Source organism: Pseudochrobactrum algeriensis (genome assembly GCF_018436245.1).
Taxonomy (GTDB): Bacteria; Pseudomonadota; Alphaproteobacteria; order Rhizobiales; family Rhizobiaceae; genus Pseudochrobactrum; species Pseudochrobactrum saccharolyticum.
Genome location: NZ_CP075361.1, coordinates 1,131,093 through 1,151,916, shown reverse-complemented (window position 1 = coordinate 1,151,916; position 20,824 = coordinate 1,131,093). Strand labels below are relative to the sequence as shown.

The following is a 20,824-nucleotide window of genomic DNA, read 5'->3' as shown; positions in this document are numbered from 1 at the left end:
TCAAAACGCTGTCGCACGGATAACTCCCCGCGCATTTCGTGAGGTTGTTTCTCGTTTTAGAGCTTTATGTTGATCCTGATAATCACTTAGCGCTTCTGTGGCGACCTGCGGGTCTTTCATCGTGTCTTTAGCCAAAATATATTTGGCGCGTGCTTTGATGAGATCATAGGCCTCAAGTACCCATGCATTGGGAATTTCAAAGCTTGTCAGCGGAGCAAGTCGGTATGCTCCAAGCTGCAAGCGAATTTTATAAGCACCGTCCGGCACCGGATAGAGGCGCAATTGCTGATTGAAATAGGTATAGGAAACCGGTTCGCCTTTAGCAGCAGTGCGATCTGAAACCAGCTCCATTTCTTCCGGTGTATCACGGCGCAGATCGAGCACATTTCCTGCATGATCCTCACGATAGGCAGCCTGAATATGCACAAGGCGCGGGATTTGCTCATGTGCTGGCGCGCCATACCATTGCTGACCGGCAACAGTAATGAACGTCACATCACGGGTTTCATTGAAATAATAGGTTTCGCGCTCACAATAACGGATAGAAGCCGCAATCGCACGCTGGATATCGGCAGTATATTCACCGGTATCATCGTCAATATCGCGGGAAATATCTGCGATAAGTTGCGGGAATGTGTAATCGCCACCGGTAAAATTCGGCCCCGATGTTACAACTGTAATCGCCATAAGACCTCGCCTTTCAAAAAAGAGAAAGGGCGGGAACGACCCCGCCCAATCAGGATTTATGCAGCCGGTGCAGCAAAAGAGGTCAACACAACGGTGCCGTAATCCACGCCGTCATAAACGGTCTTTTTAAGGCCGCCGATCATGCTGGCACGCACACCAAGTTCACGGTCATAGTCAAACAGGTCTTCAACCCATTTGAACTTGTTTTTGCCGCCGTCCTTACCAAAGGCCATCGAGGCCGACTGCGCACCGCAGAAAATTGCACGGCGGGTATTGGCTTTCTGCTTGAGGCTTGCCGGATCGGTTGCATCAATGCCAAGCGGTACACGGCTGTTCTCAACAATCAGCGTACGGTTATAAACACCGAGCGCACCGGTATAGAGACCGTTCTTGTCGATATCACCGCCCTGCAAGCGTTTGCCCTGCAGGTCAAACCAGTTACCTGCCGTTGCCACGTCCTTGCGCATTGAGAGCGTCTGATCCGGATGGATAAAGCAGACATAATCAATATCCGCGCCAAGCCCTTTGATCGGGCGCACCATTGGAGCCGCGTTTTTCGCACGGTTCACAGCATCGTCGATCATTTGCAGCTTGAACACATCAGCAGCAACAAGTGCCTGATCCGTTGCTTTACCACCGGCACGCAGGATGCGGCCAGCACTTGGGGCAATGGCGGCATTGAAACCGGTATATTTGCCATTGGTGACAAATGTATTGCCTGCAAGCTGGTTGAAGAACCATGTATCAATGCGGTCAGCCATCCAGTCTTTCAGACTGTCATAGCTTTCTTCACGCATATTGTAAGGCACACGCTGGCGGTCAATCGTACCTTCATTGCGAACACGATGGGCATGGCCGAGTTCGTTGATCACCATCTTGTCGCTCTGGCGGGTCAGGCTTTCTTCATTGCCCTCCTGCACTTCGTTTTCGGTCGTACCGTCGCCGGTAGCCAGCATACGAATGCCCCATGTGATCTGATCACCGGCACCCTTTTTGGTCTCGGTCATGATCTGGCACAGAGAACCGGCCTTTTCGCCCATATACTGATAGGCGGTTGTTTCTTTGAGTGCCTCAACATCCATACGCTGAGACCAGAGTTTTACAGTCAATGCATCATTGACGGGCTGAACAGTGGTAGCCATCGGGCTAAACCTCCAAAATCTGATTGGGAATTTGAGTTAATGCTTGCGCATCACGCCGCGCGGCTAAGCGGAAAGCAGGATTACGCCTGCTGCGGTTCGGTCTGACGTCCCGAATGACGAAGGGCAGTTTGAAAGCATACCGAGGCTTCATTGCTGTGCTCAACGACCGCCGAGCACCTTGATAAGACGTGTCTGATTTTCAGGCTTGGTGTACCACCGCTCGAAATCTTCTGGCGACATGTCTGCAATCGCTTGCGAGGTCAGTACATCGCCGCTTGGCGCGCCACTTGCCTGCGCAACTGTTTTATTACGCGACTGCGCATCCTGAATCGTCTTTAGCTGTTCTGCGGCTGCATTCGGAGCCGGAGCGGCACCAGTAAAGCCGTATGCTTTAGACATATTATAAATCACCTGTGCCGGTGACTGGCCGGTTTTTGCCGCCGTGATTACGATATCACGCAGCTCGGCATTCATTTGCTGATTACGCCCTTCTTGCGTCTGGAACTGAGGATAAGCCGCCGCCATAGACTGCAACTGCTTGTCGCGGGTTTCAGACAGAAAATGTACAGCATCCCCATAGTCTGGCGACTGAGTTGCAAATTCCTGACATGAATCCCGCCAGTAATCAGCAACAGCTCTTTCCTGAGCCTGAACCTGTTGCTGTTGCGCAGCTTGGGTTTCTCGCTCCTGAATTTGTTCGAGCACTTTCTTATTCTGCCGACCCTGCCACTGCATATGGGCGAAGATATCTACAGTCGGATCTGGTTCCGGATCATCATCGACTGCCGCAGCCTCTCCATTCTGCTGCATAGCCTGAGCGAGGGTGTTCCAACGGTCTTCAAGGACTGCTTTCGCTGTTATTTCAGCTTGCAGTTTAGCCTCAATTTCCTTGCGCCTGCTGCGCTCTTTGCTGAGTGCACCATAAGGCACGGTACGGTTCGGATCGCCTTCCTGCTCAGCGTTGTCCCCATCTGTCACAGGGGCTTCCAGCTGTGGCTGCTCCTGATCAGCGCTTGTTTCCTGCTGCTCGATTGCTGTATTAGGTTTATCTTCCGGCAGCACTTCACCGCCCGACGAAAAATAAGCCTCTGCCTCAGCAGAGAGCTTGCCTTCTTCCATATCCGACATGAGTTTTCCTTGAGAATAGTCTGACGTGACCAACGGCAACCGATAGCGCTCGGTTCAGCGAGAACAGGGCTTACCCCTGCTATTTATTGCCCTTGCCAATTCCGGCGACCGGCTTCGGCACGACGAATGGCGTTGCGGCTTTCCTCAATGGCAAGGCGTTGCGCATCCAGTCTGGCTTTTTGCTCTGCTGTAGCGGCCTCAATCTCAGCCTTGCGCTGCGTGACCATAAGATCAGTCGCTTTTTCCTGCAATTTCATCTGCCCGATCTGCTGTTTAACAGCCAGATCAGTTTGCGCGCTCTCCGCCTTAGTTTTGGCCGTAATTTCTTCCGGTGAAGGTTGTGGCGGTTGCTGGCTTTGCTGTTCCTGCGCTTGTTTAGAGCGTTCCCGAATGCTTGCGACCAGTGAGGCAGGAAGAGGTGACAGTTCCAGAAGCTCAAGCAGAATATCCGGAGTGACCATATTACCGATCAGCGGGAACAGGCTCTGCATCACTGCCCACGTACGCTCTTTCTCGTTCGGGCTGGTCGGGCTGTCATCAATGATGATGTCGTATTTCTTGTCGACTTGGCGAACCAAGGGCAGATATTGCTCTTGTCCTTTACCAACGACACGGATCAGGCGGCCATCCGACAGATAATTCTGCAAGAGATAGAGAATGGTTTCTGCCTGACGCTTGCGATAAAGCCGCAATGCATTGAACAAGGAGGCAAGCACCCCAAGCGATGACTGCTTGCGGGTGTTTTCCAGCACACCAGCCTGATCGACCTCGCGAGTACCGATAAACTCCCGTGAGAGACCAGTTACTTGCGTAATCGCTTCCTTACTCTCGTTGAACAGTGCGAAAAAGCCCTGCGGGAATTGCGCCGGTGGTTTGGGCTGGATTTGCCCGCCTTGCAACGCTCCGGCATTCACCCATGTGATTGCATCCGGACTTGCCCATGTTTCCTCCGCCTGCCGGATATTATCAAATGCCTCTTTCTCCGCCAGCAACCCGCCTTTGGATTGCGAGTTGAGCAGGTGCATGATCTGGCTGAAAAACTTATTCGTCCAGCGCTGCGGATCGATTGCAGCGCGAACAATACCGTAAAACAGCCCATCTTTCGTATCGAAATAGCCGGTCATAACATCCCAGCCAAGACGGCCTTGCGGTGCCAGCGGGCTATCAATCTCAGCCAGCAGAGTGTTGCCAAAAAATGCGCGTCTTGCCACTTTGCGCATCTGGCGCACCAGTTTCAAACTTGGCGCAATCTCCGGCATTTCCTTATTGATCTGCTTGACCTCAGCAGTCGTAAATTCGCGCATAACCTGTGGGTTTTCCGGATCAAGGCCACGATAATACGGCTCACGTTCCAGCCACCGCGCCTCAACAATAACAACTTTCTCACCTGCCTCGAATGTCCGCTCACCCTGATTATCATCAGAATAGCGATTGCCGTGGTTCACTTGATGCGGATTGTCCCGCCCTGCATCATCACGCGCCCAACCGGCGTGCAGCGCTTCTTTGGGCATATCCGGAAACATATCTTGCGCTTCTTCAATGCTCATTTCCCGCACGCGGAACATGCGCATAGCATCAGTCATGTTGAGTTTACGGGCAGTTGACGGAAACACCATTTCAAACGGGTCAATGCGCTCAGTCACCGGCGCACCGTCTGGATCATCCTCATAATCAAGGCGCGTATCCATGAAACTGAGGCCGCTGACAATCATATCGCGGAAAGCTTCACTGTCCTCATATTCGGCATTGGCTTCATCACGAAACCACTCGCCGCCAGCTGTCAGAATTTCATTCGCATGTGCATCACCCTGCTCTCTCGGGATAAAGCGCATTTCACGGCGGTTGTTCATCTCAGAACCAACAACCGCATTAGCCAGAGGCGCAATATTGTTGAAGGTCAGCACAGGGCGCTGTTGCTTCTGCATAGCCTCAAGGTCACCGTCTGACCACTGATTGCCCGCCACAAAGTCAAAATGCTCTTTTGCATGCTTGCGCCATGTACGTACTTTATCGATATCGTCTTTGTACCAGCCTTTGAGCCGGTCAAATATCGCTTCGCTGTCTTTTGCTCTTTCAGCCATACTTTACCCACTCATCCAACTTGAACCGGTATTTGCCCCGAACCCGCGATAAGCGCGGTTGGTTTCCGGTGGTGGTGCCTGCTTGGCAAACCGCAACATCATCAGTGCGTAACGGGACGCTGAAATCACGTCATCACGCTCTTTCACAACTTTGCCGTCCTTACGGTGATATGTCTGGCGCTCCTGCAACCAGTCCTGACAGGTCGAGAACACTTTCCAGCGCCCTGTCTGCATCCGCAGCAACATGTCTGACAGCCCGGCCTCAACACCGTTAGAGCCGTCAAGAAACTGCGCGCGTTGCGGCAGCATCTTCATGCCCTGCTCTTTGTATTGCTTTGCTATCTGCTCACCGGAGCCTTTATCGTGCTGCAAGCCGTCATGTGGCCACGACCACGGCAGCCACGCGCCCCATGGTTTAAGTGCAGCTGCATGAATGAGCGGTGTCGCCTCACGTTTACGGTAATCTCTGGTGACATAGACAATATCGCTGTCCCGATCCCAAGCGAGACTGGCGGCGGCAGTCGGGTGATCCCAACCAAAGTCAATACCGCCGATCTGCACCCAATGTGGGGGAATCGGAAACGGCTGTACCACAATATCTTCTTCCACCACCGGAAAGATCAGGCCGGAGCCAAGTGTTGGTATGCCCTTTGTGCGTGCTTCACGCTCATGTGCCGGATAGCTGGCAATGATCCGGTCGCGCTCCTCTTGCGAGTAATGCAGCGCGTCCTGAATGGTCATCATGATCTTGATACGATCCGATGCATCTTCCAGAAAGAACCGTGCAGAAACCGCCGACATACCTTTAAGCGGCGTATAGGTCATCATCACACTGCCTTTAGTGGCATTTGTGCGCGTGATACCTTCAAAATAAACGTCAGATGGCGGCTCTTCATCAAACCAAACGAAATGCACCGTATTGGCCTGCCATTTAGACCGGCCTTGGTCATAGGATTTGAACAGCAGAGACGAAGCTCCACCACTCACATGCCCGACCGTCACCGTATCAATGGCATTGGAAACACCTTGTCTGCGCGTCGTGCGCTGAAAGCAGCGTTTCGGGATAAAACCTGTACCCCATTCTTCTTCACGGTCTGGCTGACCAACAAGCAAGCGCTGCACACCATCGCGGGTCAGCTCACCGCTCTCGGAACCTGCTATCACCACAATCGGATGCTCAAAGCGCAAGCCCTGCCACCAGAACGGATATTCACCAGTGAGGTGCATGGCAACTTCTGCTGCACCGGACAGAGTTTTCCCAAGCTGGTTACCGGCAGCAAAAAGACGCTCCCGATAAGAAGCGCCTGCATTATGAAATTCTATCTGTTTTGGATAAGGCTCATACCCTTTGAGCCGGTTAATGCGCAGTCGGTGTTGCCTCTCCGTCTCCAGCTTCGTCAGTAGTGCCGATAGCTGTTCGGAGGGCAGAGATTGCAGCATCGAGGGATTCATCATCAAATTCCTCTAGCTTGTTCGTTACATCTGCGGTCATAGTCAAAGGCTTGCCATAACCACGGTCGAGGATTTCTTTTGCCGCAGCAATTTTAACGCGCGGGTCACTATCATCCATTCCAGCTACAAGCACTTCAATGGCCTTGTCAGCGTGTTCTCTGGCGCGTGCGGCCAAGCCTTTTGGCCTTCCCCCAGGATTTCCAGAAACGCCCTTCTGAAATGGAGTCCCAATTTTCTTTTTCATGCTGTTCTCACGCTGTTTTCAGCACGGAATGATACTCTGTCGGTCTGCCTGTTACCGGCGCTTCATCAGTCATCACTTACCCCTTGCTGCGGCTGCAATCCATGCAATGCCAGCGAGAGCCATCCACATGAGAATGACTATACCGATAAAGTGCCAGAATGATTGAAAGGTGAATACGAGGAAGGACATAGTTCATCCTTATGCAGGTCAGCCGAAAAGGTTAAGACAGCATTGGCAAAAATGAATCGCAAATATTCGTAGAGGTGGTAACTTTAGTTTTTACTTACATGCGGGAGGATACAATGCCATTTCGATCTAAGGATTATATCGGGTCTTACACGCCCGAACAGTTGGATATGCTTCAAAACATGTACAACGAAGTTTGCGCTATTTTAGGCGAATGCCCCACCACAGGAGAAAAACGCGAAATAATTGCAAAGGCGGTGATACGTTTAACTGAGCAAGGCGAGAAAGACCCAATCCAGATCGCACATACCATAAAGTTGCTTGCGCCAATTATGTACTAATTCTCACTCCGCAGTGTTTGTCTTTAGTATCACATCTATCCTCTCTCCTGAGGAGATAGAAATGAGCACCCGCGCCGAACCGTGAGGAACGGCGGGGTGAAACCGACACTATCCAAATCTCTGCGCCCGTCCAGACAGCACATCGCGCAGACTGTAACCTTCAAACGCCCAGATTTTATTCCGCGCATTGTCAAATGCAATCTTACAGCCAAGATCTGCGTCAAAGTTTTCAGGGCTGGCACATGCGCTCTCACCGATCACAGTAAAACCGTTGCGCAATGTCAGGCAGCAAACCGTAACCGTTGTACCAGTGAACACATGGTAATCAGCACTGACGATCTGGCCATCAATATGCTGAGGTGTTAGGCGCGGAGCGTTCAAACCCTTGCTCTGAATTTCACTTTCAATAGCGGTTTCATCTTTACTCATCATTCTTCCTTTCATGGGGATGATTCTGGACAATAAAAAACCCCGCCGGAGCGGGGCTGATGTTTACTAGTATTATTCACTCTGATGTTTGTCGACCAAAGATGAAGCCAATTGTTGTTGTGATGACCGTGAAAAAACTAACAATTGCCTCCGATAATCTTGCATTAGGGTACGCTGCTGAAAGCCATAGAAGAAAAATTACTGCGACTATACTCAACAACAAGAGAAAACCAGCTATATTAGTCGGGGCGTGCTCTTTGCCTCCAAAAAATTTCCCCAGCATGCCACGCTCCTTGTGCTTATCCTCATAATGAGCTTTAGCCGCCGCTGCATTTTTCGGTATATCTGAGGTGCTGCTCATATTCATTCACCTTTAACCAGAAATGAATATGAGATGCTCCATTGCATACTTTCGCCAGTACCAATAGAATGTAGGACTAATGCTAAAGATAATGTTTTTTCATTAAGCGTACCAATTGTTGATTGCCACGACGCACCAAAACGACTCATAAAGTTAATTAACTGAAGATGTAATGATTTCTCAGTTTTTGCGACTTGGACTACATCTGGCCGGCCATCGTAATCTTGAGCACCGAACTCAAAGACATAAGATAAACCATCTATATCAAAAGAAAATGATTTAGTTTTAGCGGGCAGAGTCGCCGCCCCTGAGCGGACAACTTTATAGACAATCCCATCAACATTAATTGTACTAATACTCATAACACCCCCAACCTTACACCAATGTGCAGGTTAATGGGTATTTCTTAAGTTCTTCTTATTGCAGTAGGAATAGTTGAAACTGTTCTTGAATCAAAAAAGGCAGCCTTTAAGCTGCCTCTCAAATCGGATTTCGCGTTAAACGCAAATCACCACAATACAAAATATAGTATATTCCGCTTAAGCGGGCAACAGCCTATTGTGTTTTATACCCCCAATGCACAGCCAGCGCGTCTAAACCGTCCTTGATATAATCACTATAGGTGGTCTTTTCGCGTTGTGTGATTGCGATGTCTGTAATCTCCATTCCCTGCCCGACGACCTTAATCATCAGGTCAAAGGCTTTACGGCCAAGAACAGGCTTGCATTCATTCAACCGCTGTACCGCATCAATCATGCTGTCCGGCAGCGGATCAATGCCTTTACCGCCGTCCACCTGCTCACGGCCATAATCTATAGCAACCGTGCCTTTTGCACCTGACCGCTCCCAATAATGACGGAACCGGCCGGCAGCCGCCCATTGTGCATCATTGATATGGCCGCGTGAATAGAGTGTGCCAACCGCGCTCTCCTTGATATTCACATAGGCTTTGATCTTCGGCGGGTTCCAGCTCTCACCCGAATGATCCGGTGAATAAAACGGATTCGGAACACGATGCACCCGAATATCGGATTTGAGGGTTCCCACCTCGCCGCGGGAGATTGCTTTTCGCTGTTCTTTTGATGGTGCCGCCATATGTATTTCCCTGCGCTGAATATCTATTGTAACTCTATAAACTACTGCTAATATTGAAACTTGTTGCCACATCATCTGAGGGGTAAACGAGTGCGTATGCAGCGTTTTATGAAGTGGCATTTGTCAGGTGACGACTGGATCGTTATGGATTGCCTGACTGGTGAGGAGGCCTTTGTTGGCGGCGTCAAGTATGGTGCACTGATTGAGGTCGAGGCTGAACGATATGCTGAAACTCTCAATTGGCTACATAGTTATGCACCTCTAAACTCAGCGCCCTGGATTTACGAAGAGCCGTACGAAAGAGAATGACTGCACACGTCTGCAGCGTTAACTCATTCCCAACGCGTCCATATAAAGCTGGATCATCGCTTCTTCTTCCTGACGCTCGTGTGCTTCTTTCTTGCGAGCACGGATAATTGCGCGAACAGCTGGCGCATCGAAGCCTGAGCCTTTCAGTTCAGCGTAAACCTCTTTGATATCATCGCTGATGGTTTTCTTTTCTTCTTCCAAACGTTCTATGCGCTCGATGAAGGCACGAAGCTGGCCGACTGAAACGCTCTGTGCTGTATCGTGGGTAATGTCGTCACTCATGGCTTAATCCTTATGCTGCTGATTTCGTTTGTGATTGGCTGGTATAAATTCCGTATTTTCGCAGCGCGTGGAGCGCGCTTGTGTGGTCAACTCCAAGCTCACGACCGAGGGCATTAAGCGAAATGTCCGGCCAGCGCTTCTTCGCTGCGCAGATAGCTGCATGACGGGCTTTCACCACACGTGGATCGCGGCTCTTACTGTCGATCTCTCTCACTGGAATGCCGTAGAGTGCAGATACCACCCCGCGCAGCTCATCGAACGAACGGAACTCAGTGCGCAGCACTTGCCCGACAATTTGCATTACGTCCGGTGCATTTTCGCGCTTCAGGATAGTCCCACCACTTCTGCGCGCTTGATCCTGACGCTTTTTCCATACGCGTTGAACGAATTTAGGGTTCATCCCACGATAGATACTCACGTCTTCAACACTGGAGCCACGGCATCCAAAATCCACTTCTGTTTTCATTTCCCTGCCTGCCTCATGCGTTTGAAATTATTGATCTGCGCGGTTCTCTCAAGGTGGATCAGTTGTTCAATTTCAGCCTCTGGCCTGCCCATAGCTGCAGCGATTTCCAACGTATCTTTCCCCATGCGGAACATATCGAGTGCCGTCACGCCGCCACTCCGATGATCTGCCAGCCCTTGCCATCGTTCGGCTTGAGAAGATGCTCAGGAATGCGGCAACCATCCTGCCATGGCAGAGCGCCAAGCAGAGGGTTCCAGCGGCGATGCAGCCTTGCTTGCTCAAGGAAAAACTCGAGTTTGCGCTCCTGTTCAGCCTGCGGCAGCGCAAAAACATCAATCTTTGTCACGGTCGCAGGCTTCGCCAACCCTTCACCGGCTTTGATACGGTTGTTGTAAGCATCACGGATCGCACCGACGAAATATGCCCATGAATTGGCTGGTTTAGACATTCGGGACGCAACAGCGCGGATTGTCGGTAGAATATCCGCTTCCAGATCAACGCCATTGTTGATCAACTCCAAGATAATCCCGACAACCAGTGATCCGTGCGGTTGGATTTTACCGTCCGCCGCTTCCGTCAGCTTTTTCGTTAAATCTCTGAGGTCGAGATTTTGCTTTTGAGAAAGATCAGCAGCAGCCTCGCGCACATGCGCGTTAGAAGCTTTAGCTTCTTTTGGTTCTGGTTCTGATTGGTCGAACCGTGGTGATTTTAAGTCTTTGATTTTATTAGAACGAGAACGATTTTCAGCTTGTTTATCTTGAAGTTTTCTCAGAGTTTCGAGCTCGATAATTGCGCGTTCATTTGTCAGAAACTCGCCGCTCACGATAATTTTGCCCATAGCAACAAGCGATCCGCGCAATGAATTCCACTTCCGAACAGTGCATCCAAGCAGACCGGAAATGTAACGTGCATCATCAGGGAGATTGCCGCCCTGCATGTAAATCAGATCAAGGACGAGCCGATAAGCAGCCTTTGTTTCGAAGTCCATTCCTATGGTGCCCTCGATAAAGTCACGTGGATATGCCTTGTAATATGGGAGGCCATTCATGCTTCATACCTCGCTGCGTTTCTGACAGCAGAACAAGCGACATCAATGAACAGATCAACCTGTGTGACCGGTCCGTTGCGCTGCTTTGCAATGTGGAATTCAAGCTTGTTTTTGACTTCTGCCAGCCTGTCCTGACGGGCAATTTCCTTATCCATATCATCGTGCTTTTCACGCTCAAGGTAGTAAGCCTCGCGGTACAGAAAGATGATCGTGTCGGCATCTTGCTCGATGGCTCCGCTATCACGCAGAGCAGACAGCTGAGGGCGTTTATCGGCTTGTTGCTCCACAGCACGGTTTAACTGGGAGAGAAGCACAACAGAAATATCGTACTCACGCGCCATAGATTTGAGCGCACCGGTCATTTCCGCGATCTCGTTGGTGCGGTTACCGGAATAGCGATTACTGGCGCGGATCAAACCCAGATGGTCGATCATAAGGCAATCAAGAGCGTGACCAGCCTTTTCAGAGGCTTCCAGCATCACTTCAAGTTTGACGCGGATATCCGAAATAGAAAGCCCGGACTGCTCTTCAATGAGCAGCGGCAGGCCGTCCATTTCTTTCTGAACGCGTTTCAATGCGTAAAGGTCTGGCTGAGACAATCGTCCTGTGACTAAATCCTGATAAGGAATACGAATATTATCGTCATAGGCCAGATCCGACACGGCTCTGGCCGCCAGCTTCTCAGCATCCATTTCGAGGGAAATGAAGCCAACGCCATGACCCTGCTTGGCAAGTTTGCAACCAACAGACATTGCAACGGAAGTTTTACCCATTGATGGACGCGCACCAATCAGCGTCAGATCGCGCTTATGAATGCCGCCGGTCACATGATTGATATCCGATAGCCCCCACGACAGGCCGGTAATACCTGTGCCGGTCGCCATAGCTATTTCAGCTGCAATGATTGCGTTTGATGCGGCATGAGATACAGACACCTGAGACTTGCGTTTAGCGCCACGGCGTAAATCAGAAACGATATCGTCAAAGATCACGCCTGCCTTAGTAACAAGATCGGCAGGGTTGGAATTTGGATCACGTGCAGCAGTACTCAGGTTTTCAGCCTGATCAGCCAACGCCAATCGTGCTGATTGCTCGATAACCTGCTTCGCGCTCTTCTCAATATTGGCAGAGCCAAGCACGGATGAAGTAGCCAAGCGAGCCAGATAATTCGATATACCAAGCCCTGTATACTGCTCATGAGCTTCTTTCACAGCCTCGGGCAACAGTTTCACGACAATATCCGGACGAGCGGAATTAAACCGCTCATGAGCCGAAGTAATTGCCTGATAGATATGCTGATGAACAGGCTCAATGAAATGTCTGGCTTCCAGCATAGATGCTACGCGGCTGTAACCACCAAGCATCAGCGAGCCAAGAACCTCTTGTTCAATCTCAATCACAAAATCGTTCTGATTGGGTGCAATCGTCATACTGCACCCAAGTTTTTCTGAATGACCGAGCTTTCATAACAGTAGAAAGCTTTCAGGCAGCGCTTCGCTTCAACTGCATCCGGAAATGCGCCGGTGTGATCAGCCTTAGCCTTCGCATCGACATAAGCTTGCCAGAGGGTAAATTCATCTGTTGTTACTGGCATCAGTACAGGCTTCATGCTGCCTCTCTTTCGCGCTCTTGACGGCGGGATATTTCAGCATCAATCAACGTCACAACTTGGCGGCGATGCTGTAAAATCTCTTCCTGCTGAATGAACCAAGCCTCACCGCGGGTTTTCTTAATCCGGTGAAGCGATATGAAATCTTTGAGGGAGTTGACTTGTCCCTCGGCAATTGTCCGCATAGTGCGCAGATTAAGAGTGGCCGACATGCGGCACCCGATAGGTTTGAGAGCCGCCGAAAAGATCATCACCAGCAGGCTGCAAAAGACCACTATCAATCAGCCAGCGACCAACGATGACCGGCACTGTTCGACAGTCAGGCAATGTGAAATAGACGTACCCGCCGCCCTTTTCGACGGCGCGAGCTTCTTGTGAATGTTCACGCACTAGTGTTGCCCCCCCCTCTAGACGAGAAAGAACCGGCTTGGTGAAGCGGGGCATTTTCAATTCCTCTGTCATTCTCGCAACTCCGGGCAAATCCATTCGGCTGCACCTGCAGCCCAAGTTCTAAAGCTGACCGCAATCTTGTGCCGCCGACTGAATGACAGCCAACGAAGCAAGACGGGCGGTTTCGGCGCGATATGCGGCTTGTTTTCTTCTCCCATCGAGGATTGCCTTCATTTCTTCGATTTCTCTGTTTTCAATCCTGCTAGCTTCTTTGTTGAAGACAGCCCTCACTCTGCGGCGCGTCCACGCACCGTTGCGCTTACTCAAATCTGAATACGCCCGCTCCAACATGGACTTGATCGTTTCGCGTACTCCGCGCTGACCAATGATTTCGTCCAGCAGAGAAGCGGCCATATCGACATCAGTCATCGTCGGCTCCTTGGCTGAAAAATCCACGTTCTTGGATGAAATTCCCACGTTCATGGGTGGCTCCTTTGCTAAGTTTGACCTTGCGACGGACAAACGAGACAGGAGCAACCAGTGCATGGAGCCAGTGGGAAAGATTGCGCTGCGCATACTGAATAAAAACAGACATGCGCAGATACACCGCCAAAGGACGGGAATTGATGGCTGAGACGATCAAGCGGGGGCAAAGTGCCGTCTCGGCCTCACCGGCGTGGAAAGTGACCGGTGATATGAAACTGATTGATGGGGTCGCGTGGCTCATGCTGCGCGATCCATTTGTATGAACCAATCCCGCTCTTTCACGAAGCCTTTAGTCGCTTCTTTAATCCTGAGGATTGTTCTTTTTGACGGGGAGCGGTCACCACTCACATAACGATTAACCGTCGCCTGCGAAACGCCTACCTTTTCAGCAAAGGCGGCATGGGTGATCTTATGTTTTTCAAGATACTGTTTGAGCTTCAACATGAAGCAACAATACCAAATTGGTATCTATAATCAAGAGAAAAATACCAATATGGTTTTTGATGACCGTTTGTATTTCCCGTACAATGTCCGCATGTCACAATTGAAGCGCTTGCGCGAAAAAATAGGCCTTACTCAAAAAGAGTTAGGCGCCCTTGCAGGAACATCTCAGCCGCAAATAAAGCGCCTTGAAGATGGCGATAGGACTCTAACCAAGCAATGGGCAGAGCGTCTTGCCCCGCACTTGAACACAACAGCGGAAGCCCTACTCTTTCCAAAGGGTGATGATCTGGACTCTGACATCATGGCAATTGTATCTCGCCTCAATGATCAGCAAAAAGCCCAGGCTCTATCTTATCTTCGCTTTCTCACCGCGCCTGCAGGCGAAAACTGAGTTACGAATACATTCTTCGCAATTGGATCAATAAAGTATCTCCATTCGCCGCCGTGCATTCTCTGCATAGCCTGCGTTAATGCTGCTGCTTGATCTTCGACCGATTGAATTTGCCGTTGTGCAATTTGTACATCGTCATCTGTTGGGTTTGCTGCAATTCCATCAGGTACGCTACGCTGTGAAAGCATCAGAATCTCCGTTCCCACAAACGCCTATCATTCCAGAAAATTAGAACATAGCAAGAACGAATTTCAGTTTTAAATACGAAATAATTGCCACCAATGCTTTAGATAGACATAAAAAAAAGCCACCCGATGTGGGTGGCTTTCTTCATAAGTGGGTATAAATTAAAACTTATAATTCACACCAATACGAACAGTATGGAATGGCGATTTTGTTGTAACGTTTATACGTTCGTCCTCGTCACCAAGGCTGAATTTCATTTTGCCTAGGTCAGTGTAGAGGTATTCGCTTTTTACTGTCCAGTTATCGTTGATAGCGTATTCAGCGCCAGCACCAACAGTGTATCCTACACGCGATTTGGAATTGGAGAAACCAATCACGTCACCATCAAAATTAACGGATCCGTAGGTTTCAACTTTTCCGTAAGCCACACCACCAGTTGCGTAAATCATGAAGCGTTCTGTTGGCAGATAACCAAGACGAACACGAGTTGTACCGAACCATTTAACTTTGGTGCCCAGCTCAGCTCCAATAACGTCAAAGCCATCGGTAAGGCTGCCAGAAACTTCGCCCTTCAGGCCAGAAGCCTGAAAGTCTGTTTCGAGACCAACAACTGTCTGGTCAAACTGCCAGTTATAACCGGCTTGTACACCACCAATAAAACCGCTCGATGTGATTTTTGCTGAGCCGGATACGATATCAAACCAATCGCCTGCGTCGTAATATTGCGCAGCGAATGGGTGCTTAAATTTTCCTCCAGCATAACCGGCGTTCAGACCAATGTATCCGCCAGTCCATGAAAAGGTGTCAGCGACAACTGGCGCTGGCTCCGAATACACAACTGCATCAGCAGCATAGGCTGAGCTTGCAGCAAAAAGAACGGTAGAAGCTAATAATATACGTTTCATAATTCACCCCTGTTTATTTAAGTGAATTCAGAATACGTCAAAATACATCTATTCAATATAGCAAAAATACAACACAAGACACCCAAGAAACACCTTATGCATTTAGAATTATAATATAAATTTATAATCAACGACTTAGATGAAAGCCCTAATAACTATACTAAAATTTTTAGAGGCAATAATGGTAAATTATTAGTTAAAAATCGATTTAAATTACGACTCTCAAGTGCACTAATATGAGCATCCGGCGAGTAGCAGCCTTTAGCCTGATTAAAACTCTGCACCACAAACAGTTCAGCCATTACGCAAACTCCCAGCGACTGATTCAGCTTTATCTTGACCAGATGGAGTGAACATATCAAGAACGATTTAACGCAAGCGAACAGATTTTTAACGGATGGTTAAGGATGCACTAGATGTGGTGGCATTGTGATTTAAGACATACAAATTGGCGTGGATAATGCAAAAAAGTCAGCCCAAAAAAAGAACCCGCCGAATATGGCGAGTTCATAAATGAATTACTTAAAGTGCTTCGAATTACCCCTCGGAGCTAAGGCATTCCTCAATCATGCTAATGAACTCGTTCGCATTACCAAAATAATTTCGGTACGTGCTGCGTACCCCATGATCATCACCCGAAACTAGTACGATGTCCCAATCAGGCTCTTTGATTTCTAGGCTGATGAGCCTACTAACTGCCTTAAAATAAGTGGGGTGCTGCTCAACTTGCAGTTCCCCTGACTTAGGCAATATCAACAATACAAAACCATCTAGACTTTTTGTTTCATAGTGCTGACTCATGCCTTTCAATCGCTCAAAAATACGAACGTGGCCTTCAACTCTATGCCATTCAGCCACCAGATCTTTGTATGTTAAATCCGGCAAACAGGAACTTTGCTTTTCATACTTTCGAGCCAATAATTCAGAACAAATCTGAAAGAACGCTAAATTTCCTTGTGCGCCTTGGCTAAATTTTGTTCGTCCTGAAATGAGCATATCTGCCATTTCTACAGCAGTAGCCCAAGCGTGTTGCATAGCAGTTCGATATTGCACTTCAATAAGAAGGCCGTTCCATTTAACGCCGTTCTCTGAGCCAACATGATAACGATAAACATCGTGGATGCCGCGATAGCCGCTGCCTTTAGGACGGGAAATATAATTATATTTATCAATATCGTTTACGAGTTTGTGCTTAGCTCGAGATGTGTGAAATTGCGCTCGAAACTCTGCCATTTCATCAACATTAGGGAATGTTAGACGTATACCAGCAATGTCATGCATTGTCGCCAGATCTACAGCTCTACCCTGCTGCAGTTTATCAACAATAGTTGCGCCTCGTTTCAAACGCTGACCAACTACTATGTTTTTACCTTTTGTACGCCCGCGCAAATTAGCTTGGAAGGTGTTGATTAAATACCCATGCGCCATTCTCCAGCGATTTAAAATATCATAGTGCTCTTGGTCGGCAGCGCCTGTACTTATTAGCCGCCCTGCTTTTCTTATTGAGTTTTTACTATCAGTTGGTGCTGGCCAGCCCATGACGCCCTCGTGCAAAGATTCGCTACTTTGACAACTACTGCACATTACTTGGGTCAAAGTCGATCCACATTAAGGCCAATGAATGCCCGCCTCGTGCGGGCTTTTTGCTGCCCTGATTCTAGCATGGCCGTGGCGTGGGTCAATTCTCAATGGTATTTTATACCAAGATAAATACCAAATCGGTATTGACACAATATACCAAGTTGGTATTTTACTCCCATCAACAGCGCGAAGAAGCACCCGCCGATCCGCTAACCGATGGAGAAAAACATGACCACAGCATTGCAATCCCCGCACACAGATTTGACAGGCACATTTTCCGTGAAGGCAAAGCCTGTAATGAAGGCGCGTGATACCAGCATGCAAGCTCTGGCAATGATTAAGGCTCATGAATTTTATGCGTCAGAACGCAAACGCCTTGCGAAGCGCATTTCAAATAAAACGAAGCCTGCGCCAGCCTTTAACATGCAGGATTTTGGCCGCCACCTAAGCGCTGCATGGCGCTACGTAAAAGCCCTCAAGGCAAAGGCAGCATGGGAAAGCAAAGCCTCCTCAACGACAGTCATGGATGAAGCCACATTCCAGTCCTGCCGGACGGATGGTGCTCTGAGGGCTGCATGATGGCTGACTTTCACACAATCAACGAAGCTCTTCGCAAGCTGTATCGTGAAATTGAAGCTGAAGGCGGCTATGCGGCGCCGCAGGATCATCACGGCAACGGCAAGAATGAGGGGATTGATTTAGCTCTCAAACATCTGGAAGCGGCAGGTTTTTCTTACAACACCAGTCCTTTCGATCAAGAAGGACAGCCAGCATGAAAGCTGATGACCTGTCCCACCTTTCACAAGAGCAGATCGACCTGTTTCTAATAGCCATTAGCACAACAGCCCCAATGGATGCAGTTGCAAAGGCTTCAGGCGACCTTCTCTCAAAAGCAATCCCTATCGATGTGCGCGGCATGTTGAAAGACATCTACATGCGCTCATCAGAAATCATCGCATTGGAGAAAGCAGCGTGAGCTACTCACAAATCCTTCTTGATGCTTCTCAAGAACAACGCCGCCTCGCCTTGGATTATCGCCGCGACGGGAAACTGTCTGAATTTAAGTTTCTTTGGAACCGAGCTTTCCGGAACCTTCGCCGCGCAAAACAAGAGCGTGAAATTGAACAACAATGGATTAGGGAGGCAAGACGATGACAAGCAATCTCACTATTTGGGATAAATTTGCAGATATTGATCCGTCATTCACAAAAGCCATTACCGGCAAGGCGTACAAAGGAACTTCGCCTAATCCGCAGTATGTTATCAAATGTTTGACTGAGTTGTTCGGCCCTGTTGGTGTCGGCTTCGGATGGGAAGTAATTCAGGAAGACTTCACAAATCTTGGTGAAGAAGTCTTACATTGGTGTCGCATCCGTTTCTGGCATACCGACCGGTCCAACACCTATGACGCGTATGGCCAGACCAAAGCGCTCATGAAAACGCGCAATGGCATGATGTCTGACGAAGATGCTCCGAAAAAGAGCCTGACAGACGCCATTATCAAAGCATCTTCACAGCTTGGCATTGCTGCAAACATCTTCCTCGGTCGATGGGATGATCAGAAATACGTTCAATCTGTGAAAGATGATTTCGCTCAGTCAGAGCCGGCAAATTCGCAAAATTCGCAGCCGAAGAATGAAGAAACAAGAGCGCTGTTCACAGCACTTCAAAACGAGCTGCGCCTGAATAAAACACAAGGTGATCTTGGCCGTTGGTGGCGTGATCCTGATTGCGCTGAGCTTCGCTTGAAACTCCCTACAGATTGGCAGGCTGACCTCAAAAATCAGCTCAAAGAGTACGGCGCTACCCTTGGCGCAGAAACACAGGACGCAGCAGAATGAGATCTATCACAATTACAGGCCGCCTTGGCAAAGATAGCATACTGCGCCGGACAAATAACGGCGATGCAGTTCTTGGCTTTTCGGTCGCTGTCGATAATGGCTTCGGACAGAACAAAACAACCATGTGGTTTGACTGCTCATTATGGGGCAAGCGTGGTGAGAACCTTGCTCAGTATCTTCTTAAGGGTACGAAAATCACGGCAATCGGTGAGTTCGATATGCGTGAGCACAATGGCAAGACCTATCCAACCGTCAATGTTCAGACCATTGATTTTGACAATCCGCAGACCTCTTCACGTCAGCAGTCAGACGAACAGCAATCCATGTACCAGTCAGATAGCCGCTCAAGCCATGATCTTGACGACGACATTCCGTTTTGAGGTGAGCCATGGTCACCCGCTCCATAGAAACCCCATGGGACAGGCAGCAGCTATTCAAGTTCATTGAACAACAGAAAGAGCCGATCACTGTCACCATCACCAAGGGTAAGCACCGCACCACCGAACAAAACCGGCTTCAACGGTTATGGATAAAGGAAATAGCTGAGCAATTCGGCGACAGATCACCAGAGGACGTTCGAGGGTACTGCAAGCTTCATATTGGCATCCCTATCCTTCGCAATGAGAACGAGGCGTTCAAGGCCGAATATGACCTGATCATCAAGCCGCTGCCTTATGAATTCAAATTGCGAATGATGAAAGTTCCTCTCGATTGGCCTGTCACCAGCCTCATGACCACCAAACAGCTAACTGCCTATCTTGATGAAGTTCATCGCGAATTCTCAGAACAAGGCATTCTTTTAACCGATCCGGAAAGCCGAAAATTCGAGGCAAGGAAAGCAGCATGATTATCCAGTTCCTCATTTCAAAACTGCGCAAGCTTCTCGGCGTTCAGGATGATCCACTGCCAGAGCTTCGCGCCACCGCTGAAACCCTCAAGGCCACTATCGCCAAAGCCAAGAAGGACAAGAAACGATACAGCCATCTTGAGCGTGAATTGCTCAGAACCACAGCTGTAATCGTCGCCATTGAGCGCGGCATTCCATATCGCAATGGCTCTCTGGATTGGGGGCGCTGATGGCTCGTTCAATCAAAGAATGGGTTGGCAAGACAGACGACACGAAAATCCCGCCACGTGTGCGCGAAAGGGTTTTTGATCGTGCAAATGGTATCTGCCACTGCTGCAATCTGCCGATCAAAGTCCCGTTTGAAACATGGGATGCGGATCACCGAATTGCACTGATTAACGGTGGCGAAAACCGTGAAAGCAATTTAGCCCCTGCGCATTCTCACTGCCACATTAAAAAGACGAGACAGGACGTAGCAGAGAAAGCAAAAGTTGCAAGCGTTCGCGGGAAGCATATCGGCGCAAAGCGCCCGTCATCAAAGCTTTCCGGCAAGAAACAACCAAAGCCGCCACTCACCAAGATAGTTCAGCACCGCCGCTCACTTTATGAGCCAATCCAGCCACAGGAGCGCATGTAATGTCATGTAAATATCATGTCCCCCGCCGCCCTCAACGTGGTGGCCAGCAATGACAAGGTCTGAGATCATCGCCTACATCGGCCGTCTTGAGGCTGAGAAAAACAAAGAACGAGATAAGATTGTCGCCGCTGAAACAAATATCATCCGGCTAAGGCGGAAAATCAGAGAGTTGAAGCGCCAAGTTTTCAACGCCTCACCACTCGCACCGAAGGAGATGGAGCATTAAAAACCAGCCTTACTGGCCTGCAGCCATGCC

Annotated in this window: 37 protein-coding genes; 12 read left to right on the top strand and 25 right to left on the bottom strand. The window is 49.3% G+C overall.

Annotated elements, in window-relative coordinates; genetic code table 11:
* The 6 genes from KHQ09_RS07350 to KHQ09_RS07325 form a co-directional block, all read right to left on the bottom strand.
* Nucleotides 1-687, bottom strand: a complete 687-nt coding sequence (locus KHQ09_RS07350) for a phage adaptor protein (RefSeq protein ID WP_213597375.1) — start codon at nt 685-687, stop codon at nt 1-3.
* Between the two features lie 56 nt (nt 688-743).
* On the bottom strand, nt 744-1,829 hold the full coding sequence (locus tag KHQ09_RS07345) for a N4-gp56 family major capsid protein (protein ID WP_213597373.1): 1,086 nt from the start codon (nt 1,827-1,829) through the stop codon (nt 744-746).
* Between the two features lie 159 nt (nt 1,830-1,988).
* On the bottom strand, nt 1,989-2,957 hold the full coding sequence (locus KHQ09_RS07340; RefSeq protein ID WP_213597371.1) for a hypothetical protein: 969 nt from the start codon (nt 2,955-2,957) through the stop codon (nt 1,989-1,991).
* 83 nt (nt 2,958-3,040) lie between these two features.
* Nucleotides 3,041-5,038: a portal protein gene (locus KHQ09_RS07335; protein WP_213597369.1), complete on the bottom strand. Its 1,998-nt coding sequence runs from the start codon at nt 5,036-5,038 to the stop codon at nt 3,041-3,043.
* 3 nt (nt 5,039-5,041) lie between these two features.
* Nucleotides 5,042-6,493 (bottom strand): terminase large subunit domain-containing protein, encoded by a 1,452-nt coding sequence (locus KHQ09_RS07330; protein ID WP_238483427.1) that lies wholly within the window; start codon nt 6,491-6,493, stop codon nt 5,042-5,044.
* A complete protein-coding gene (locus KHQ09_RS07325) occupies nt 6,396-6,734 on the bottom strand; it encodes a DUF5681 domain-containing protein (protein ID WP_213597367.1) in 339 nt (112 codons plus the stop codon). Before KHQ09_RS07325 ends, KHQ09_RS07330 begins: the two co-directional genes overlap by 98 nt.
* Before the next feature lie 302 nt (nt 6,735-7,036).
* Between KHQ09_RS07325 and KHQ09_RS07320 the strand changes: the two genes are divergently transcribed.
* The gene (locus KHQ09_RS07320) at nt 7,037-7,261 is read left to right on the top strand and encodes a hypothetical protein (protein ID WP_028233507.1); all 225 of its coding nucleotides are present in this window, start codon (nt 7,037-7,039) and stop codon (nt 7,259-7,261) included.
* Nucleotides 7,262-7,369: 108 nt separating this feature from the next.
* Here the strand turns inward: KHQ09_RS07320 and KHQ09_RS07315 are convergent, their stop codons facing one another.
* The 4 genes from KHQ09_RS07315 to KHQ09_RS07300 form a co-directional block, all read right to left on the bottom strand.
* Complete coding sequence (locus KHQ09_RS07315) at nt 7,370-7,693, bottom strand: Gp49 family protein (protein ID WP_213597365.1); 324 nt, start codon at nt 7,691-7,693, stop codon at nt 7,370-7,372.
* A gap of 73 nt (nt 7,694-7,766) precedes the next feature.
* The gene (locus KHQ09_RS07310) at nt 7,767-8,051 is read right to left on the bottom strand and encodes a hypothetical protein (protein WP_213597363.1); all 285 of its coding nucleotides are present in this window, start codon (nt 8,049-8,051) and stop codon (nt 7,767-7,769) included.
* 2 nt (nt 8,052-8,053) lie between these two features.
* Nucleotides 8,054-8,413 (bottom strand): DUF6864 domain-containing function, encoded by a 360-nt coding sequence (locus KHQ09_RS07305; RefSeq protein WP_213597361.1) that lies wholly within the window; start codon nt 8,411-8,413, stop codon nt 8,054-8,056.
* Nucleotides 8,414-8,606: 193 nt separating this feature from the next.
* A complete protein-coding gene (locus KHQ09_RS07300) occupies nt 8,607-9,146 on the bottom strand; it encodes a hypothetical protein (protein WP_213597359.1) in 540 nt (179 codons plus the stop codon).
* Nucleotides 9,147-9,236: 90 nt separating this feature from the next.
* On the opposite strand from KHQ09_RS07300, the gene KHQ09_RS07295 reads away from it, so the two are divergent.
* The gene (locus tag KHQ09_RS07295; protein ID WP_139316432.1) at nt 9,237-9,455 is read left to right on the top strand and encodes a hypothetical protein; all 219 of its coding nucleotides are present in this window, start codon (nt 9,237-9,239) and stop codon (nt 9,453-9,455) included.
* Between the two features lie 18 nt (nt 9,456-9,473).
* On the opposite strand, the gene KHQ09_RS07290 is transcribed toward KHQ09_RS07295, so the two are convergent.
* From KHQ09_RS07290 to KHQ09_RS07240, 11 genes are read right to left on the bottom strand one after another with little or no spacing between them, the layout of a single operon-like run.
* Entirely contained in the window at nt 9,474-9,737 is a 264-nt protein-coding gene (locus KHQ09_RS07290; protein WP_213597357.1) for a DUF2312 domain-containing protein, read from the bottom strand.
* A gap of 10 nt (nt 9,738-9,747) precedes the next feature.
* Nucleotides 9,748-10,203 (bottom strand): helix-turn-helix domain-containing protein, encoded by a 456-nt coding sequence (locus KHQ09_RS07285; RefSeq protein ID WP_213597355.1) that lies wholly within the window; start codon nt 10,201-10,203, stop codon nt 9,748-9,750.
* Nucleotides 10,200-10,352, bottom strand: coding sequence for a hypothetical protein (locus tag KHQ09_RS07280; protein ID WP_175576070.1), 153 nt, complete (start codon nt 10,350-10,352; stop codon nt 10,200-10,202). The genes KHQ09_RS07285 and KHQ09_RS07280 overlap by 4 nt, the downstream gene beginning before the upstream one ends.
* Complete coding sequence (locus KHQ09_RS07275) at nt 10,349-11,251, bottom strand: DUF1376 domain-containing protein (RefSeq protein ID WP_213597353.1); 903 nt, start codon at nt 11,249-11,251, stop codon at nt 10,349-10,351. Before KHQ09_RS07275 ends, KHQ09_RS07280 begins: the two co-directional genes overlap by 4 nt.
* Nucleotides 11,248-12,681 carry a replicative DNA helicase gene (locus KHQ09_RS07270; protein ID WP_213597351.1) on the bottom strand — a complete coding sequence of 478 codons (1,434 nt, stop codon included), beginning with the start codon at nt 12,679-12,681 and terminating at the stop codon, nt 11,248-11,250. The genes KHQ09_RS07275 and KHQ09_RS07270 overlap by 4 nt, the downstream gene beginning before the upstream one ends.
* Complete coding sequence (locus KHQ09_RS07265; protein ID WP_213597349.1) at nt 12,678-12,860, bottom strand: hypothetical protein; 183 nt, start codon at nt 12,858-12,860, stop codon at nt 12,678-12,680. Before KHQ09_RS07265 ends, KHQ09_RS07270 begins: the two co-directional genes overlap by 4 nt.
* Nucleotides 12,857-13,045, bottom strand: a complete 189-nt coding sequence (locus KHQ09_RS07260; RefSeq protein WP_213630822.1) for a hypothetical protein — start codon at nt 13,043-13,045, stop codon at nt 12,857-12,859. The genes KHQ09_RS07265 and KHQ09_RS07260 overlap by 4 nt, the downstream gene beginning before the upstream one ends.
* A 10-nt stretch (nt 13,046-13,055) precedes the next feature.
* Nucleotides 13,056-13,322 carry a hypothetical protein gene (locus KHQ09_RS07255; RefSeq protein ID WP_213597345.1) on the bottom strand — a complete coding sequence of 89 codons (267 nt, stop codon included), beginning with the start codon at nt 13,320-13,322 and terminating at the stop codon, nt 13,056-13,058.
* A 48-nt stretch (nt 13,323-13,370) separates the two neighbouring features.
* A complete protein-coding gene (locus tag KHQ09_RS07250; RefSeq protein ID WP_238481584.1) occupies nt 13,371-13,679 on the bottom strand; it encodes a hypothetical protein in 309 nt (102 codons plus the stop codon).
* Nucleotides 13,672-13,977 carry a hypothetical protein gene (locus tag KHQ09_RS07245; RefSeq protein ID WP_213597343.1) on the bottom strand — a complete coding sequence of 102 codons (306 nt, stop codon included), beginning with the start codon at nt 13,975-13,977 and terminating at the stop codon, nt 13,672-13,674. The genes KHQ09_RS07250 and KHQ09_RS07245 overlap by 8 nt, the downstream gene beginning before the upstream one ends.
* The gene (locus KHQ09_RS07240; RefSeq protein WP_213597341.1) at nt 13,974-14,180 is read right to left on the bottom strand and encodes a helix-turn-helix domain-containing protein; all 207 of its coding nucleotides are present in this window, start codon (nt 14,178-14,180) and stop codon (nt 13,974-13,976) included. Before KHQ09_RS07240 ends, KHQ09_RS07245 begins: the two co-directional genes overlap by 4 nt.
* On the opposite strand from KHQ09_RS07240, the gene KHQ09_RS07235 reads away from it, so the two are divergent.
* The gene (locus KHQ09_RS07235) at nt 14,179-14,571 is read left to right on the top strand and encodes a helix-turn-helix domain-containing protein (protein ID WP_238481583.1); all 393 of its coding nucleotides are present in this window, start codon (nt 14,179-14,181) and stop codon (nt 14,569-14,571) included. The genes KHQ09_RS07240 and KHQ09_RS07235 overlap by 2 nt on opposite strands.
* Here the strand turns inward: KHQ09_RS07235 and KHQ09_RS07230 are convergent.
* The 4 genes from KHQ09_RS07230 to KHQ09_RS07215 all read right to left on the bottom strand — a co-directional run bounded on the left by KHQ09_RS07230 (nt 14,532) and on the right by KHQ09_RS07215 (nt 17,201).
* Complete coding sequence (locus KHQ09_RS07230) at nt 14,532-14,759, bottom strand: hypothetical protein (protein ID WP_213597339.1); 228 nt, start codon at nt 14,757-14,759, stop codon at nt 14,532-14,534. The genes KHQ09_RS07235 and KHQ09_RS07230 overlap by 40 nt on opposite strands.
* Before the next feature lie 159 nt (nt 14,760-14,918).
* Nucleotides 14,919-15,662, bottom strand: a complete 744-nt coding sequence (locus tag KHQ09_RS07225) for an outer membrane protein (RefSeq protein WP_213597337.1) — start codon at nt 15,660-15,662, stop codon at nt 14,919-14,921.
* A gap of 155 nt (nt 15,663-15,817) precedes the next feature.
* The gene (locus tag KHQ09_RS07220) at nt 15,818-15,964 is read right to left on the bottom strand and encodes a hypothetical protein (protein ID WP_213597335.1); all 147 of its coding nucleotides are present in this window, start codon (nt 15,962-15,964) and stop codon (nt 15,818-15,820) included.
* Between the two features lie 235 nt (nt 15,965-16,199).
* The gene (locus tag KHQ09_RS07215) at nt 16,200-17,201 is read right to left on the bottom strand and encodes a RelA/SpoT domain-containing protein (RefSeq protein ID WP_213597333.1); all 1,002 of its coding nucleotides are present in this window, start codon (nt 17,199-17,201) and stop codon (nt 16,200-16,202) included.
* Nucleotides 17,202-17,471: 270 nt separating this feature from the next.
* Between KHQ09_RS07215 and KHQ09_RS07210 the strand changes: the two genes are divergently transcribed.
* The 9 genes from KHQ09_RS07210 (at nt 17,472) to KHQ09_RS07170 (ending at nt 20,794) form a co-directional block, all read left to right on the top strand.
* Nucleotides 17,472-17,822 carry a hypothetical protein gene (locus tag KHQ09_RS07210; protein WP_213597331.1) on the top strand — a complete coding sequence of 117 codons (351 nt, stop codon included), beginning with the start codon at nt 17,472-17,474 and terminating at the stop codon, nt 17,820-17,822.
* The gene (locus KHQ09_RS07205) at nt 17,819-18,019 is read left to right on the top strand and encodes a hypothetical protein (protein WP_116089164.1); all 201 of its coding nucleotides are present in this window, start codon (nt 17,819-17,821) and stop codon (nt 18,017-18,019) included. Before KHQ09_RS07210 ends, KHQ09_RS07205 begins: the two co-directional genes overlap by 4 nt.
* Nucleotides 18,016-18,219, top strand: a complete 204-nt coding sequence (locus KHQ09_RS07200) for a hypothetical protein (protein ID WP_116089165.1) — start codon at nt 18,016-18,018, stop codon at nt 18,217-18,219. The genes KHQ09_RS07205 and KHQ09_RS07200 overlap by 4 nt, the downstream gene beginning before the upstream one ends.
* A 175-nt stretch (nt 18,220-18,394) precedes the next feature.
* A complete protein-coding gene (locus KHQ09_RS07195; RefSeq protein WP_213597330.1) occupies nt 18,395-19,084 on the top strand; it encodes a hypothetical protein in 690 nt (229 codons plus the stop codon).
* Nucleotides 19,081-19,464: a single-stranded DNA-binding protein gene (locus KHQ09_RS07190; protein WP_213597328.1), complete on the top strand. Its 384-nt coding sequence runs from the start codon at nt 19,081-19,083 to the stop codon at nt 19,462-19,464. The genes KHQ09_RS07195 and KHQ09_RS07190 overlap by 4 nt, the downstream gene beginning before the upstream one ends.
* Nucleotides 19,465-19,472: 8 nt before the next feature.
* Nucleotides 19,473-19,931 carry a hypothetical protein gene (locus tag KHQ09_RS07185; RefSeq protein WP_213597327.1) on the top strand — a complete coding sequence of 153 codons (459 nt, stop codon included), beginning with the start codon at nt 19,473-19,475 and terminating at the stop codon, nt 19,929-19,931.
* Nucleotides 19,928-20,161, top strand: coding sequence for a hypothetical protein (locus KHQ09_RS07180; protein ID WP_116089169.1), 234 nt, complete (start codon nt 19,928-19,930; stop codon nt 20,159-20,161). Before KHQ09_RS07185 ends, KHQ09_RS07180 begins: the two co-directional genes overlap by 4 nt.
* The gene (locus tag KHQ09_RS07175) at nt 20,161-20,568 is read left to right on the top strand and encodes an HNH endonuclease (RefSeq protein WP_213597325.1); all 408 of its coding nucleotides are present in this window, start codon (nt 20,161-20,163) and stop codon (nt 20,566-20,568) included. Before KHQ09_RS07180 ends, KHQ09_RS07175 begins: the two co-directional genes overlap by 1 nt.
* 49 nt (nt 20,569-20,617) lie before the next feature.
* Nucleotides 20,618-20,794, top strand: a complete 177-nt coding sequence (locus KHQ09_RS07170; RefSeq protein ID WP_213597323.1) for a hypothetical protein — start codon at nt 20,618-20,620, stop codon at nt 20,792-20,794.
* The last annotated feature ends 30 nt before the right edge of the window (nt 20,795-20,824 follow it).

What these genes read in the sequence shown, in the direction of transcription:
- KHQ09_RS07350 (WP_213597375.1), bottom strand. Translation starts at nt 687, where the DNA reads ATGGCGATTACAGTTGTAACATCGGGGCCGAATTTTACCGGTGGCGAT.
- KHQ09_RS07345 (WP_213597373.1), bottom strand. Translation starts at nt 1,829, where the DNA reads ATGGCTACCACTGTTCAGCCCGTCAATGATGCATTGACTGTAAAACTC.
- KHQ09_RS07340 (WP_213597371.1), bottom strand. Translation starts at nt 2,957, where the DNA reads ATGTCGGATATGGAAGAAGGCAAGCTCTCTGCTGAGGCAGAGGCTTAT.
- KHQ09_RS07335 (WP_213597369.1), bottom strand. Translation starts at nt 5,038, where the DNA reads ATGGCTGAAAGAGCAAAAGACAGCGAAGCGATATTTGACCGGCTCAAA.
- KHQ09_RS07330 (WP_238483427.1), bottom strand. Translation starts at nt 6,493, where the DNA reads ATGATGAATCCCTCGATGCTGCAATCTCTGCCCTCCGAACAGCTATCG.
- KHQ09_RS07325 (WP_213597367.1), bottom strand. Translation starts at nt 6,734, where the DNA reads ATGAAAAAGAAAATTGGGACTCCATTTCAGAAGGGCGTTTCTGGAAAT.
- KHQ09_RS07320 (WP_028233507.1), top strand. Translation starts at nt 7,037, where the DNA reads ATGCCATTTCGATCTAAGGATTATATCGGGTCTTACACGCCCGAACAG.
- KHQ09_RS07315 (WP_213597365.1), bottom strand. Translation starts at nt 7,693, where the DNA reads ATGATGAGTAAAGATGAAACCGCTATTGAAAGTGAAATTCAGAGCAAG.
- KHQ09_RS07310 (WP_213597363.1), bottom strand. Translation starts at nt 8,051, where the DNA reads ATGAGCAGCACCTCAGATATACCGAAAAATGCAGCGGCGGCTAAAGCT.
- KHQ09_RS07305 (WP_213597361.1), bottom strand. Translation starts at nt 8,413, where the DNA reads ATGAGTATTAGTACAATTAATGTTGATGGGATTGTCTATAAAGTTGTC.
- KHQ09_RS07300 (WP_213597359.1), bottom strand. Translation starts at nt 9,146, where the DNA reads ATGGCGGCACCATCAAAAGAACAGCGAAAAGCAATCTCCCGCGGCGAG.
- KHQ09_RS07290 (WP_213597357.1), bottom strand. Translation starts at nt 9,737, where the DNA reads ATGAGTGACGACATTACCCACGATACAGCACAGAGCGTTTCAGTCGGC.
- KHQ09_RS07285 (WP_213597355.1), bottom strand. Translation starts at nt 10,203, where the DNA reads ATGAAAACAGAAGTGGATTTTGGATGCCGTGGCTCCAGTGTTGAAGAC.
- KHQ09_RS07275 (WP_213597353.1), bottom strand. Translation starts at nt 11,251, where the DNA reads ATGAATGGCCTCCCATATTACAAGGCATATCCACGTGACTTTATCGAG.
- KHQ09_RS07270 (WP_213597351.1), bottom strand. Translation starts at nt 12,681, where the DNA reads ATGACGATTGCACCCAATCAGAACGATTTTGTGATTGAGATTGAACAA.
- KHQ09_RS07265 (WP_213597349.1), bottom strand. Translation starts at nt 12,860, where the DNA reads ATGAAGCCTGTACTGATGCCAGTAACAACAGATGAATTTACCCTCTGG.
- KHQ09_RS07260 (WP_213630822.1), bottom strand. Translation starts at nt 13,045, where the DNA reads ATGCGGACAATTGCCGAGGGACAAGTCAACTCCCTCAAAGATTTCATA.
- KHQ09_RS07255 (WP_213597345.1), bottom strand. Translation starts at nt 13,322, where the DNA reads ATGACAGAGGAATTGAAAATGCCCCGCTTCACCAAGCCGGTTCTTTCT.
- KHQ09_RS07250 (WP_238481584.1), bottom strand. Translation starts at nt 13,679, where the DNA reads ATGACTGATGTCGATATGGCCGCTTCTCTGCTGGACGAAATCATTGGT.
- KHQ09_RS07245 (WP_213597343.1), bottom strand. Translation starts at nt 13,977, where the DNA reads ATGAGCCACGCGACCCCATCAATCAGTTTCATATCACCGGTCACTTTC.
- KHQ09_RS07235 (WP_238481583.1), top strand. Translation starts at nt 14,179, where the DNA reads ATGAAGCAACAATACCAAATTGGTATCTATAATCAAGAGAAAAATACC.
- KHQ09_RS07240 (WP_213597341.1), bottom strand. Translation starts at nt 14,180, where the DNA reads ATGTTGAAGCTCAAACAGTATCTTGAAAAACATAAGATCACCCATGCC.
- KHQ09_RS07230 (WP_213597339.1), bottom strand. Translation starts at nt 14,759, where the DNA reads ATGCTTTCACAGCGTAGCGTACCTGATGGAATTGCAGCAAACCCAACA.
- KHQ09_RS07225 (WP_213597337.1), bottom strand. Translation starts at nt 15,662, where the DNA reads ATGAAACGTATATTATTAGCTTCTACCGTTCTTTTTGCTGCAAGCTCA.
- KHQ09_RS07220 (WP_213597335.1), bottom strand. Translation starts at nt 15,964, where the DNA reads ATGGCTGAACTGTTTGTGGTGCAGAGTTTTAATCAGGCTAAAGGCTGC.
- KHQ09_RS07215 (WP_213597333.1), bottom strand. Translation starts at nt 17,201, where the DNA reads ATGGGCTGGCCAGCACCAACTGATAGTAAAAACTCAATAAGAAAAGCA.
- KHQ09_RS07210 (WP_213597331.1), top strand. Translation starts at nt 17,472, where the DNA reads ATGACCACAGCATTGCAATCCCCGCACACAGATTTGACAGGCACATTT.
- KHQ09_RS07205 (WP_116089164.1), top strand. Translation starts at nt 17,819, where the DNA reads ATGATGGCTGACTTTCACACAATCAACGAAGCTCTTCGCAAGCTGTAT.
- KHQ09_RS07200 (WP_116089165.1), top strand. Translation starts at nt 18,016, where the DNA reads ATGAAAGCTGATGACCTGTCCCACCTTTCACAAGAGCAGATCGACCTG.
- KHQ09_RS07195 (WP_213597330.1), top strand. Translation starts at nt 18,395, where the DNA reads ATGACAAGCAATCTCACTATTTGGGATAAATTTGCAGATATTGATCCG.
- KHQ09_RS07190 (WP_213597328.1), top strand. Translation starts at nt 19,081, where the DNA reads ATGAGATCTATCACAATTACAGGCCGCCTTGGCAAAGATAGCATACTG.
- KHQ09_RS07185 (WP_213597327.1), top strand. Translation starts at nt 19,473, where the DNA reads ATGGTCACCCGCTCCATAGAAACCCCATGGGACAGGCAGCAGCTATTC.
- KHQ09_RS07180 (WP_116089169.1), top strand. Translation starts at nt 19,928, where the DNA reads ATGATTATCCAGTTCCTCATTTCAAAACTGCGCAAGCTTCTCGGCGTT.
- KHQ09_RS07175 (WP_213597325.1), top strand. Translation starts at nt 20,161, where the DNA reads ATGGCTCGTTCAATCAAAGAATGGGTTGGCAAGACAGACGACACGAAA.
- KHQ09_RS07170 (WP_213597323.1), top strand. Translation starts at nt 20,618, where the DNA reads ATGACAAGGTCTGAGATCATCGCCTACATCGGCCGTCTTGAGGCTGAG.